Annotated in this window: 13 protein-coding genes and 1 tRNA gene; 9 read left to right on the top strand and 5 right to left on the bottom strand. The window is 53.5% G+C overall.

What is annotated here, in order from left to right; translation table 11 throughout:
* Positions 1-27 precede the first annotated feature (27 nt).
* Both groL and ABC502_RS17655 read left to right on the top strand, forming a co-directional pair.
* Positions 28-1,671, top strand: coding sequence for a chaperonin GroEL (gene groL / locus ABC502_RS17660; RefSeq protein ID WP_330087318.1), 1,644 nt, complete (start codon positions 28-30; stop codon positions 1,669-1,671).
* A gap of 217 nt (positions 1,672-1,888) precedes the next feature.
* Entirely contained in the window at positions 1,889-2,452 is a 564-nt protein-coding gene (locus ABC502_RS17655; RefSeq protein WP_330087319.1) for a DUF3016 domain-containing protein, read from the top strand.
* Between the two features lie 47 nt (positions 2,453-2,499).
* On the opposite strand, the gene ABC502_RS17650 is transcribed toward ABC502_RS17655, so the two are convergent.
* On the bottom strand, positions 2,500-2,811 hold the full coding sequence (locus ABC502_RS17650; RefSeq protein ID WP_330087320.1) for a prephenate dehydrogenase: 312 nt from the start codon (positions 2,809-2,811) through the stop codon (positions 2,500-2,502).
* Between the two features lie 140 nt (positions 2,812-2,951).
* Here ABC502_RS17650 and ABC502_RS17645 point away from each other — a divergent pair, with 140 nt between their 5' ends.
* Positions 2,952-3,380, top strand: a complete 429-nt coding sequence (locus tag ABC502_RS17645) for a MerC domain-containing protein (RefSeq protein ID WP_345916820.1) — start codon at positions 2,952-2,954, stop codon at positions 3,378-3,380.
* A gap of 3 nt (positions 3,381-3,383) precedes the next feature.
* On the opposite strand, the gene ABC502_RS17640 is transcribed toward ABC502_RS17645, so the two are convergent.
* The 3 genes from ABC502_RS17640 to rsgA are packed head-to-tail and all read right to left on the bottom strand — an operon-like array spanning position 3,384 to position 6,055.
* Positions 3,384-4,082, bottom strand: a complete 699-nt coding sequence (locus ABC502_RS17640) for a glycerophosphodiester phosphodiesterase family protein (protein WP_345916819.1) — start codon at positions 4,080-4,082, stop codon at positions 3,384-3,386.
* 57 nt (positions 4,083-4,139) lie between these two features.
* Entirely contained in the window at positions 4,140-5,009 is an 870-nt protein-coding gene (gene asd / locus ABC502_RS17635) for an archaetidylserine decarboxylase (protein ID WP_330087323.1), read from the bottom strand.
* Positions 5,010-5,026: 17 nt separating this feature from the next.
* Positions 5,027-6,055: a small ribosomal subunit biogenesis GTPase RsgA gene (rsgA, locus tag ABC502_RS17630; RefSeq protein WP_330087324.1), complete on the bottom strand. Its 1,029-nt coding sequence runs from the start codon at positions 6,053-6,055 to the stop codon at positions 5,027-5,029.
* A gap of 139 nt (positions 6,056-6,194) precedes the next feature.
* Between rsgA and orn the strand changes: the two genes are divergently transcribed.
* Entirely contained in the window at positions 6,195-6,746 is a 552-nt protein-coding gene (gene orn, locus ABC502_RS17625; RefSeq protein WP_330087325.1) for an oligoribonuclease, read from the top strand.
* Positions 6,747-6,817: 71 nt separating this feature from the next.
* Positions 6,818-6,893: transfer RNA gene (locus ABC502_RS17620), tRNA-Gly, on the top strand.
* 73 nt (positions 6,894-6,966) lie between these two features.
* Here ABC502_RS17620 and queG read toward each other — a convergent pair.
* Complete coding sequence (gene queG / locus ABC502_RS17615; protein WP_345916818.1) at positions 6,967-8,094, bottom strand: tRNA epoxyqueuosine(34) reductase QueG; 1,128 nt, start codon at positions 8,092-8,094, stop codon at positions 6,967-6,969.
* A 178-nt stretch (positions 8,095-8,272) separates the two neighbouring features.
* Here queG and tsaE point away from each other — a divergent pair, with 178 nt between their 5' ends.
* The 4 genes from tsaE to miaA are packed head-to-tail and all read left to right on the top strand — an operon-like array spanning position 8,273 to position 12,684.
* Positions 8,273-8,734 (top strand): tRNA (adenosine(37)-N6)-threonylcarbamoyltransferase complex ATPase subunit type 1 TsaE, encoded by a 462-nt coding sequence (gene tsaE / locus ABC502_RS17610; protein WP_330087562.1) that lies wholly within the window; start codon positions 8,273-8,275, stop codon positions 8,732-8,734.
* Positions 8,727-10,046 (top strand): N-acetylmuramoyl-L-alanine amidase, encoded by a 1,320-nt coding sequence (locus tag ABC502_RS17605; RefSeq protein ID WP_330087327.1) that lies wholly within the window; start codon positions 8,727-8,729, stop codon positions 10,044-10,046. Before tsaE ends, ABC502_RS17605 begins: the two co-directional genes overlap by 8 nt.
* Entirely contained in the window at positions 10,046-11,758 is a 1,713-nt protein-coding gene (gene mutL, locus ABC502_RS17600; RefSeq protein WP_345916817.1) for a DNA mismatch repair endonuclease MutL, read from the top strand. The genes ABC502_RS17605 and mutL overlap by 1 nt, the downstream gene beginning before the upstream one ends.
* Positions 11,759-11,760: 2 nt before the next feature.
* A complete protein-coding gene (gene miaA, locus ABC502_RS17595) occupies positions 11,761-12,684 on the top strand; it encodes a tRNA (adenosine(37)-N6)-dimethylallyltransferase MiaA (RefSeq protein WP_345916816.1) in 924 nt (307 codons plus the stop codon).
* Positions 12,685-12,755: the final 71 nt, after the last annotated feature.

Here is a 12,755-nt window from a genome sequence, read left to right as displayed (position 1 = left end):
ACTAACTGAATTTAGAGGAAAATGAAAATGGCAGCAAAAGAAGTTCGTTTTGGTGATGATGCCCGCAATAAAATGCTGAAAGGCGTCAATATTCTGGCCAATGCCGTTCGTGTCACTCTGGGTCCGAAAGGCCGCAATGTGATCCTGGATAAATCCTTCGGTTCACCGCTGATCACCAAAGATGGTGTGTCTGTCGCCAAAGAAATCGAGCTGGAAGACAAGTTCGAAAATATGGGCGCTCAGATGGTGAAAGAAGTTGCTTCTAAAGCCAATGACGAAGCCGGTGATGGCACCACCACCGCCACAGTACTGGCTCAAAGCATTATCAACGAAGGTGTGAAAGCCGTTGCTGCTGGCATGAACCCAATGGATCTGAAACGCGGTATCGACAAAGCTGTGGTTGAAGCCGTTGCTGAATTGAAAAACCTGTCTCAGCCGTGTGCTGATAGCAAGTCAGTTGCTCAGGTAGGTACTATTTCTGCGAATTCGGACTCAGAAATTGGCCAAATCATCGCCGATGCAATGGACAAAGTAGGTAAAGAAGGCGTGATCACGGTCGAAGAAGGCCAGGCGCTGGCCAACGAGCTGGACGTGGTTGAAGGCATGCAGTTTGACCGTGGTTACCTGTCTCCATATTTCATCAACAACCAGGAAGCTGGTCAGGTTGAGCTGGAAAGCCCGTTTATCCTGAATGTGGATAAAAAAATCTCCAACATCCGTGAGCTGTTGCCGGTGCTGGAAGGTGTGGCCAAAGCAGGCAAGCCATTGCTGATCATCGCTGAAGACGTGGAAGGTGAAGCCTTAGCTACGCTGGTGGTGAATAACATGCGCGGTATCGTCAAAGTGGCGGCAGTCAAAGCACCAGGTTTCGGTGACCGCCGTAAAGCCATGTTGCAGGACATCGCTGTACTGACCAACGGTACTGTGATTTCAGAAGAAATCGGCCTGGATCTGGAAAAAGCCACGCTGGAAGACTTAGGTACTGCCAAGCGCGTGGTACTGACCAAAGACAACACCACCATCATTGATGGTGCTGGTGACGAAGCAGCCATTGCTGGCCGCGTGAAGCAAATCCGTCAGCAAATCGAAGAAGCGACCTCGGATTACGACAAAGAAAAACTGCAAGAGCGTCTGGCCAAGTTGGCTGGCGGTGTTGCCGTGATCAAGGTTGGTGCTTCGACTGAAATCGAAATGAAAGAGAAAAAAGCCCGCGTTGAAGACGCGCTGCATGCTACCCGTGCTGCGGTGGAAGAAGGCGTGGTCCCTGGTGGTGGTGTCGCTCTGGTTCGTGTTGCTGCCAAGCTGGCAGGCCTGACAGCGGAAAACGAAGACCAGAACCACGGCATCAAAATCGCCCTGCGTGCGATGGAAGCTCCTCTGCGTCAAATCGTCGCCAACGCCGGTGAAGAGCCGTCTGTGGTCGTGAACAAAGTAAAAGATGGTTCTGGCAACTACGGTTACAACGCAGCCAACGAAACCTATGGTGACATGCTGGAAATGGGTATCCTGGATCCAACCAAAGTAACCCGTTCTGCACTGCAGTTCGCTGCTTCTGTTGGTTCATTGATGATCACCACCGAAGCCATGGTGACCGAAGTACCAAAAGACGAAGCCGCTGCCCCAGATATGGGTGGCATGGGCGGAATGGGTGGCATGGGCGGCATGATGTGATGCCCTCAGACCCCGTCTGAACCCCTGAAAACCCGGCCTTGGTGCCGGGTTTTTTATTGGGTAGCGTTCTGGAAACAGGCACAATAAATAACAATAAATGACAACTTAATGAATCCAATTCAGTCTATAGTCATATAATATTGACTAGAATTTAGTCAGGCTCGATCGCTGTGTTGTCGGGCTTGGTAGCGGTGTATGCTATTAATTGGAGGCAACAATGACCACACCTATTTGGCGCAAACTAATGATGGCAGGTGCCCTGGCTGGGCTGATGAGCGCAAGCTTTCATGGTCTGGCGGAGGATGCATCCAACTTAACCCTGACTTTCCAGGAGCCGGAAAAGTTCACCGATATCCGGCCCGCCAATGAAAGCCGGGCGCGTTTTCGTGAGCGGACACTGGCAGGTTTTGAGCGAATTTTTGAAGAATTTGCCGCCGAGCTACCGGAAGGTTATCAATGGCAGGTGACAGTGACGGACATTGATTTGGCCGGTGATGTCAATCCGATGTACAGCCGCACAGGGCAGGATATCCGGGTGGTGAAAGACTTGTACTCACCCAGAGTCGCTTTTACGCATGTGCTGCGTGATGGCTATGGCGAGCAGGTCGCCGCTGGTGATGAAAACCTTCGTGATATGGGGTTTTTGCAAAGTCCGCGCATGGTGGGACCACGTCACCAGGAGCTACGTTACGAGTACACCATGTTAAAGCGTTGGTTTGAGCGTGACCTGATGCCACAAATTGAAGCACATCAGGCCAAATTACCTAAAGTGAGCGAGTAGTAAGCCTGGCTGGGTAAAAACGGCAAGCCTTGAGCTTGCCGTTTTGCTTAATGGGTTTTTAAAGCTTGCTGGAACTCTTGCAAGGTTTGATGCAGTTGTTTTAGTTGCTGTACTGCTCGTTGCAAGGTCGCGGTACTGAACTGCTGGCTTTGACGCATGGCAGCCACCAGTTCGGCGGTTTCGGCTAAGTACGGCATAAAGCGGGCACTTTGTACCTGAAAACCGGCACTGGCCGGGAAAATTGCCTGATACTTACCTTTCCCCTGCTGCTTTAATGCATCCAAGGTCTGATCGGCATCCAGCGCTTTGCGGTACAACTCTTTCAGGTTGGTATCCAGTTGGTCTAGCAGTTGGTCCATAGTCCCGGTCTCATACAACATCATGCGGCAATTATGCCATAAAGCCTGGCGACCCGCAGCCGCTTCAGCTCGCTCTGTATTTCATTTTTTGCCGATTTGTTATATCATCTCATTCCTGTTGCTCATCGAAGGTAATTACAGTGCTTGGCCTGGGACGAAATGTATTGGATAAAGCGGGTATTGCGCTCACATCATTGTGTGCTGTGCACTGCATTGTACTGCCGGTTTTGCTGCCAGTGCTGCCTTTGCTGGGTGCCAGCTTTTTGGCCGATGAAAGCTTTGAGCGGGCCGTCTTACTACTGACCATGGTGTTGGGCTTCATAGCCTTGTTCTCCGGTTTTCACCGTTATCACCGCAAGCTTTACCCATTTTATTCGCTGTTTTTAGGTGGCTTTATTTATTGGCACAAAGATATTTTCGGCCATCACTGGGAGCCGGCGGTGTTGACCATTGGCGCTGCTTTTGTGGTGCTGGCTCATGTGATGAATATGCGGCTGTGTCAGCGCTGCAGCGGTTGCAAAACAGAGGTTGATTGCAAAGATAATGAGGCTGTGACCCAGCAAAGTTAAAGCTTAGCCGCCTTCGAATGCCCACACCCGGCTGCGCGCCGGGTAATTGGTAAAGATACCATCCACACCCAGCTGCTGCATCTCAGTGATATCATCCAGCCCATCCACGGTATAGACAAAGACTTTCAAACCGAGTTGATGGGCGTCATGCACCAGTTGCTGGTCGATAAAATTCAGATCGCAGTGCACCGAGTACATGCCTAAATCGTGCACGTACTGAGCATAGTTCAGTTGCAGACTGGCGGTAAGAGCCCCCAATCGCAGCTCTGGCAACGCCTGTTTTAAGTGCAGCAGCAGATGATGATTAAAAGACGACACCAGCACATCACTGAGTGATAAGCCAAGCTCTTGCTCAGCTTTGGCCAGTAAGGCCAGCAGGGGCTGAGCAGTATCTTTGCCTTTCAGTTCGATATTCAACCAGCAGCGGTCTTGTACCAGCTCCAGCACCTGCCACAGAGTTGGAATGGGCTCGCCCTCACCGGCATCCAGTTGTCGCAGATACGCCAGGCTGTGCTGGTAAATGGTGCCGTTGCCGTTAGTGGTGCGTTCCAGCTTGGGATCGTGAATGACGATCAGTTCGCCTTCTACTGCATACACATCCACTTCAATGGCATCGGCACCCTGCAAAATGGCCTGAGCGATGGCCAGCAAGGTATTTTCCGGAAACTCACCACTGGCTCCGCGATGGGCAATGATCTGCATACAGGCTCCTTAAAAACGATGCTGGTGCTTAGCCTAATTGGCCGTCAATGGCTGCCGTTAGTCGTTTGGCTGCAGTCTTTTGGCAAAAGCTGCGCCCATGCGAGTGGTACTGCCGGGCTGCTGGTCGGCTAAAAATTCCAGTTGCTCTGGGGCAAACGCCAACACCACAGTGGAGCCCAGTTTAAAGCGACCCATTTCGGCGCCTTTTTCCAGTCGCACTGCTGTGGGGCCGGTGGCCGGGTACTGCCAGCGATGCACGGTTTTACCCGTTGGTGGTGTAATGGTGCCGGCCCACACCGTTTCGATGCTGGCAACAATGGTCGCACCGACCAAGACCAGCGCCATCGGGCCCAGCTCGGTATCAAAGATGGTGACTACCCGCTCGTTGCGGGCAAACAGGTTAGGGACATTTTCTGCAGTTAAAGGATTGACGGAGAACAAATCGCCCGGCACATAGATCATTTCGCGCAGGGTGCCGCTTACCGGCATATGGATGCGATGGTAATCTTTCGGTGCCAGATAGATGGTCGCAAATAGACCGCCCAAAAAGGGCGCCGCGGTCTCGGCTTCACCACCCAGCAGGCTTTGCAGCGAATAATCGTGGTTCTTAGCCTGTACCAGCTTGCCATCGGTAATGGGTCCCAACTGACTGATGGTGCCATCGACCGGGTGAGCGATGATATCGGCAGCGTCCGCCAGTGGCCGGATACCGTCTTTGAGTGGCCGGGTAAAAAACTCATTAAAGCTGCGGTACTCACGCGCCTGCTCAAACTTGGCTTCGGTCATATCGATTTTATAGGCTTTGATAAACAGCTTGATCAGCAGATGGCTGAAGAAGCCCAATCTGGCGGCTGCCAGGTAACCGACCAGTCGCGAGATCAGGTGCTTGGGCAGAATGTATTGCAGGATGATTTTTACTTGGTCCATAACGGGCTCTTTTGCTGTTAAAAATGATTCGGTTTGTCTTCTGCCATGCTGGTCAGAATCCGCAGATAGCTTTGGTACCGCTGTTCGCTGATGTTGTCATCGGCCACTGCTTGCAGAATAGCACAGCCTGGGTCTTTGATGTGCTTACAGTCCCGAAACTTACAATGCCCAAGCAGTGGTTGAAACTCGACAAAGCCAGCGGTGACCTGCTCCGGGCTAAAATGCCACAGGCCAAACTCACGAATGCCGGGCGAGTCAATCAACTGGCCACCGCCAGGCAAATGGTACAGCCGTGAGGCGGTGGTGGTGTGCTGTCCAAGGCCAGATACATCCGAGACCTGTTGGGTAGAAAGTGCCAGCTCCGGCAAAATAGCATTCATAATGGATGACTTGCCGACACCGGATTGCCCAACCAGAATACTGGTGCCCTCTTGCAGCAACTGCTGCAGTGCGTCCATGCCTTCGCCCTGCTTAGCACTCAGCCATAAGCTGGCATAGCCCAGCTCGCGATAGAGCTCCAGCTGTTGCTGCAAGGCGTGTCGTTGTTCAGCGCTCAGCAGATCGGTTTTATTCAGCACCAGCACCGGCGGAATACCGGTCACTTCGGCCGCCACCAGATAGCGATCGATGATGTGGGCAGAAAACTCGGGCAGTACCGCTGACACCACCACAATACGGTCGATGTTGGCTGCTACCGGCTTTAAGCCATCGTAAAAATCAGGGCGCAGCAGCACAGTGTCACGTTCGGCTACCGCATCAATAATGCCATCGACACTGCCTTGCGATTGGCGGACCCGGCGAAAGGCCACCCGATCGCCAGTCACGACCGAACTTAACGTGCGGCGCAGATTGCAGCGGATCACACTGCCATCTGCCGCTTCAACATCCGCATGCTTGCCAAAGCGGCTTAAAATTAGCCCCGGCTCGGCTGGCAAATACAGATCGTCATCGCTTGAAGCACCTTGTTGGCTGGTGTCTAAGCGTTTCTCATTCTGACGGGCAATGCGTGCCTGTTGTTGTTTGGTTAAGCGTCGTTTCGGGCTCACTCGGTTTTGCCTGTTTTGCGCGGGCTCGGCTGAGGCAGTAAGCCGGCTGGTCGCATGGGAAATTGCGGTGTATGATACCGCTTATCCAACAAGTTACAAAGCATCCTGCTGTTTAAGCGGGTAAGCAGATGAGGCAGCGATGGCAGTGAATGAACACAATTTAATCTGGCTGGATTTGGAAATGACCGGGCTGGACCCGAAAAAAGATGTGATTTTGGAGATCGCCACCATCGTCACCGACAGCCAACTGAACATTTTGGCGGAAGGGCCTTCGCTGGCCATTAAGCAGCCGGATGCAGTTCTGGATGGCATGGATCCCTGGTGTGTCGAGCAGCATGGCAAAAGCGGCCTGACCGAGCGCTGTCGCAGCAGCACAGTGAGCCTGGCCGAGGCCGAGCAGCAAACGCTGGCGTTTTTACGCCAGTATGTGCCAGCCGGCAAGTCGCCGATGTGCGGCAACAGCATTGGTCAGGACCGCCGTTTTCTGGTGGAGTACGCCCCAGAGCTGGAAGCCTTTTTCCATTACCGCAACCTGGATGTCAGTACCGTGAAAGAGCTGGCCCGGCGCTGGGCACCAGAGGTACTGAAGCAGGTGCAAAAGCAGGGCAGCCACCTGGCGCTGGATGATATTCGCGACTCCATCGGCGAATTAGTCACCTATCGCACGCATTTTTTCAAAATTCCGCAATAAAGGGCTTGCATTGGCCGCTGGTTTTTGTAAAATGCGCGGCATCAGGAACGTTACCAGGCCTGATGTGTATTGCGAGTTTAGCTCAGCTGGTAGAGCGCGACCTTGCCAAGGTCGAGGTCACGAGTTCGAACCTCGTAACTCGCTCCAAATTCTGAAAAAGCAGCCTTCTGGCTGCTTTTTTGTTTTCTACCCTGAGCCAGGCCATGAGCGCGAAGTTGCTTCAGGCATCACGGGGCAGGCCTTTTTTCACAATCCGTACCAGTCGTTCCGTTTGCCGTGGCAGGATCGAGTCCTCCAGCCACTGTTTTTTCTGCTGTTGCTGCAAGGCCCAATCGATGTGCTCTTGCACCAGTTCGGTTGCGTCAGCCTGGGCTTGGTGCAGTGCCTGCACGATGTCCTCTGAAAAAGGCGCATTGCCAAGGGCGACTGCCAGGTTACGCTGCCAGCGCTCAAAACCTATCCGGCGGATCGGGCTGCCTTCGGTACGCTGCAAAAAGGTGGTTTCATCCCAGCGAAACAAAGCCAGCAGGCTTTGATCACGCCAATGGTTTTTGATTTGAAAATCAGCCTCAAGGCTAAGGGGTGCCGCCCGGTTTTCCGGGCAAACCAACTGGCAATCATCGCAGCCATAGATACGGTTGCCGAGCAAAGGGCGAAACTCCAGTGGAATCGCGCCTTTAAGCTCAATGGTCAGGTAGGAAATGCAGCGCCGGCCATCCACGATAAAGGGGGCGACGATGGCCTGAGTCGGGCAACTGGTGATGCAGGCCACACAACTGCCGCAATCGCCCTGATGTGGCTGATCGATGGGCAGCGGCAGGTTCACCAGCAGCTCGCCCAGAAAAAACCAGGAGCCTGCTTCTTTGTTCAGCAACAGGCTGTGTTTGCCTACCCAGCCAAGCCCTGCTTTTTGCGCCAGTGGCCGCTCCAGCACCGGCGCTGAATCGACAAAAGGCCGGTAGCCCAGTTCGCTAACCTCCCGCTCTATGCGTTCGGCCAACTGCTTTAGTTTTTTACGGATCACTTTGTGGTAATCGCGTCCCAATGCATAACGGCTGATATAGGCCTGGCTGGGATCCTGCAGGTTGCTGGCGAAGGCTGCACGCTGTGGCAAGTAGTCCATCCGTACCGAAATGACTCTTTGGGTACCTGGCAATAACTCACCGGGCCTTGCTCGTACCATGCCATGGCGTGCCATGTAATCCATCTCGCCGTGAAATTCTTGCTCCAGCCAGGCTTGTAAACGCGGCTCTTCCCGCGTCAGATCGGTATCGGTGATGCCACAGTCGGAAAAGCCAAGCTCTTTGGCCCAGGTTTTAATGTGCGCTGCCAGTGCTGCTAAGCTCATACCATGGGGGAAGTAAAGATCGGATGTGCAGATGGTAGCATAAGCATCCTTGGCAGGTAATCTTTCGTGCCACTGCTATCGGGTATAACAGTTGCACGGAATTTTTGTTAAAATCTCCGGTCATAGCAGCAAATGGGCAGAGGCAAACCGCGTGCAGGCAGCAAACAGTTATCAACGAATTTTGCAGGATGAGACGGTAACGGAGCAACTTGCTGCCCGGCTGGCTCTATTGCTTCCAGAGCGGGCGGTGTTGTTTTTGCAAGGGCCACTTGGTGCCGGTAAAACTACCTTCAGTCGTTTCTTGCTCCAAGCGCTGGGACATTCGGGCGCGGTCAAAAGCCCAACCTACACCTTGGTAGAACCATACATGCTGGGTGCTAGACAAATTTACCATTTTGATTTATACCGGTTAACAGATCCGGAAGAACTTGAATTTATTGGGGGTCGCGACTATTTCAGCGACCAGGCAATCTGCCTGATTGAATGGCCAGAGCAGGGGCAGGGATTTTTGCCAGAACCGGATTTAGTAGTGCAGCTAAGTTACCAGGCTGCAGATGATGAGCCTGTTCGCTGCATTGAAATGCAGGGCCAGACTGAGCTTGGTCGCTCGATAGTACAAACGATGAGTGCGCATGATTAACAATAGAAAAAGGTTCTGCTGGTTAGGACTGCTGTGGTGCTGTTGGGCTGGTTCGCTTTGGGCCGCCAGCAATGAAGTACAGAGCATCCGTATCTGGCCATCGCCGGAAAACACCCGGGTGGTGTTTGATTTAGCTGCTGCACCGGATCATCGCAGTTTTTCGTTGGAGAACCCCCACCGTTTTGTTATTGATTTACGGCAGCATAAGACGCAAAACCGTCTGCCGACGGCAACGGGGGAAGCCAGCTTAATCCAGAGTATCCGCTCCAGTTACACGGCCAATAATCAGACCCTACGGATTGTGCTGGATCTATCGGATAAAGCGTCTGCCAACGTCTTTAGCTTGCCGCCGACCGGGCCCTATGGTCATCGTTTGGTGGTTGATTTCAAAGGGGAGCAACGCGAGCTGCCGGTAGCTCAGGCCAGAGCGCAGCGTCAGCCTGGTCGTGATATTATCATTGCCATAGATGCAGGTCATGGCGGTGAGGATCCAGGTTCGATCGGGCCTGCCGGAACCTATGAAAAAAATCTGGTGTTGCCAATTGCCCGCCGGCTAGCCGAACTCATCAACAACGAGCCAGGCATGAAAGCGGTGCTGGTGCGCACTGGCGATTATTTTGTGCATTTGAACCGCCGTACCGACATTGCCCGTGAGATGCAGGCGGATTTACTGGTGTCGATCCATGCTGATGCGTTTACTTCACCACAGCCCCGTGGAGCAGCCGTCTGGGTATTGTCGCTACGCCGCGCCACCTCGGAAGTCGGCCGGATGCTGGAGCAGAAAGAACGTCATTCTGAGCTGCTTGGTGGGGTCGGCGAAATTATCCGTGACTCGGCGCAAGAGCGTTATCTGGCGCAAACGGTACTGGATTTATCAATGAACCACTCGATGGTGTCGGCCCACCAGGCTGCCACCCATGTCCTGTCGGAGCTGGGGCAAATCACCCGTTTGCACCGGCGCGAGCCACAGGCGGCCAGCCTGGCCGTGCTGCGCTCACCCGATATTCCTTCAATATTGGTCGAAGTGGGCTTTATTTCTAACCCGCAGGAAGAACAGCAGCTTCGTACGGCTCAGCATCAGCAACGTTTGGCGCAGTCAATGTTCCAAGGCCTGCGCCGGCATTTTCGTGAATCACCGCCGGCCGATTCATTGTTTGCCCAGCATCGCTCGCGAGAGCATCGGGTCGAGCGCGGCGAGTCGTTATCCCTGGTGGCACAGCGGTACAATGTGTCGGTAGAGGCGCTGCGCCAGCATAATCAGCTTAATGGCGATACCATTCGTATTGGCCAGGTGCTACGGATCCCAGACTAATGCCGATTCAGATTTTACCGCCACAACTGGCTAACCAGATTGCGGCGGGGGAGGTGGTTGAACGTCCAGCCTCTGTGGTGAAAGAGTTGGTAGAGAATGCGCTGGATGCCGGTGCCAGCCAAGTTGATATTGAGATTGAGAAAGGTGGGGCCCGGTTAATGCGTATCCGGGATAATGGCTGTGGTATTGCTCAGCAAGAGCTTACTCTGGCACTAAGCCGCCATGCCACCAGCAAAATCAGCAGCCTGGATGATCTGGAACGCATACTCAGCCTGGGCTTTCGTGGTGAGGCCTTGGCCAGTATCAGTTCGGTGGCGCGTTTAAGCCTGACGTCCCGACCTGCCAGTCAGGAGACGGCCTGGCAAGCCAGTGCTGAAGGTCGCGACATGCAAGTGCAGTTACAACCTGCCGCTCATCCGGTGGGGACTAGCGTCGAAGTACTGGACTTATTTTTCAACACGCCGGCCAGACGCAAATTTCTGCGGACTGAAAAAACCGAGTTTTTCCATATTGATGAGCTGATTAAGCGGCTGGCACTTAGTCGTTTTGATGTTGGCTGGACTCTATCTCATAACGGTCAAAACGTCCGTCGGCTTAAACCTGCGATGACACCGGAGCAGCAATTACAGCGGGTAGCTACACTCTGTGGTCGTCGCTTCTCTGACAGTGCCTGCTGGATTGAAAATCAGCATCAACAACTGAAATTATGGGGCTGGTTGTTGCCTCCGACGGCCATCGAGCGTCAACCCGGCTGCCAGTACAGCTACGTGAATGGCCGCATGATGCGCGATAAACTGCTGAACCATGCGATTCGTCAGGCTTACGGTGACTGGTTAGGGGACGATCAACAGCCGGTGTTCGTGCTCTATTTGCAACTACCGGCAGACGAAGTGGATGTAAATGTGCATCCGGCCAAGCACGAAGTGCGTTTTCATCAGGCCAGGCTGGTGCATGATTTTGTCGTTAGCGCTCTGAGCAGTGCTTTGGGGCAACTGCAACCGCAGGACCTACAGGCCCAGCAACACACTGCAGCGGCCTGGCCGCCGCAAACACCACCACAACCGACCATGGCAGTGGGCAGTGCATCACGAGCCGCTGCTGGCCGCGCAGGCTATCCGCTTACGAAAGCTAAGCCGGCTGAGGTTGCGCGGCAGTTGCAGTACCTGGATACTTTGCAGGAAGCCAGCCAGGCCGCCTATGTGTTGGCACCTGCCGGCGCTGCAGCAACAACTTCGGCAGGTCCGAAACCAATGTTGCTGCACAATCGCTTTATACTGCTGCAGACCGATGACGCTGTGCAGCTGCGCAGTGCAGCAAAAGCCATGGCCGAGCTGTGTCAGCCCTGCGAAGCCACTAAAGCCTTATTGGTACCTATGCGATTGAAGCTCAGTGCCGACGAAGTGATGTTGCTGCAGCAGCAGGCGGACACCCTGGTAGCGCTTGGCTTTGATGCAGTGCTACGTGATCAGTTGCTGATCGTGCGGGCCATGCCGCGTTGGTTGCAGCGTAGCCCGCTCGAGCATTGCTTATTGCCATTCTTTCAGCAACTGCAGCAAAGCGGTTTGGTTGCTGCATTTGATATGCTACTTAAGGCGCATTGGGTTGCGTTGAACGATCTCGTAGAATGCTTGCCTGAGCTGCTGACAGCTACTCTTATGGAAGCGACTGTATCTGTTGATCTAAGTGCCGCTATCAACACGTTGGAGAGCTAAGTATGCCGCAAAGTCCGGTGCTTTTTTTGATGGGGCCGACCGCAGCAGGTAAAACTGCTTTGGCACTGGCGCTTGCAGCTGAACGCCCGGTGGATATTATCAGTGTCGATAGTGCGTTGATTTACCGGGGAATGGATATTGGTACTGCGAAACCCACAGTGGAAGAGTTGGCGCAAGCTCCACATTATTTGATTGATATTAAGGACCCGGCGGAAGCGTATTCAGCGGCAGATTTTCGTAGCGATGCATTGGCTTGTATTGAGCAGAGCAGGCAGCGAGGCCGCTTGCCGGTATTGGTGGGTGGCACCATGTTGTATTTTAAGGCATTGCTGGAGGGCATCTCCCCGTTGCCGGCAGCCGACCCGGTGATGCGGGCACAGCTGGAGTCCGAGGCTAAAGAAAAAGGCTGGGAGGCATTGCATCAGGAACTTTCTGTGATAGACCCGGTCTCAGCTGCTCGGATACACCCAAATGATCCGCAACGCATCAACCGGGCGTTGGAGGTTTTTCGGCTCACAGGTCAGAGTATGACAGAACTGACCGCGCAGCAAGGACCTGCTTTGCCGTTTCCGGTACAGCAGTTTGCGATTGCGCCAAGCGATCGGGCTCAGCTGCACCAACGTATTGAGGTGCGTTTTCAGCAGATGCTGGCGACTGGTTTTGAGCAGGAGGTCCGGCAACTGAAAGAACGGGGTGATTTGCACCTGCAATTGCCATCGATGCGTTGCGTTGGGTATCGACAGATGTGGCATTATCTGGATGGTGACATTGATTATCAGCAGATGCAGCAACAAGGGATCGCTGCGACCCGGCAACTGGCAAAGCGACAACTAACCTGGTTGCGAGGCTGGAATAATGTAAACTGGTTGAAAACTGAAGCAAAACTGACGGAAAACTTGCAAGCGGTGGTATCTTCGCTAAGCTAAAATCCGGGACGCAAAAATATAGTCAGTTGTACATCTTGAAAAATTTGAATGAATCCATAGATCAAGCGGAC

The organism is Alkalimonas sp. NCh-2, assembly GCF_039631345.1.
GTDB classification, from domain to species: Bacteria; Pseudomonadota; Gammaproteobacteria; order Enterobacterales; family Alteromonadaceae; genus Alkalimonas; species Alkalimonas mucilaginosa.
This window is presented reverse-complemented; position numbering and strand designations above follow the sequence as displayed.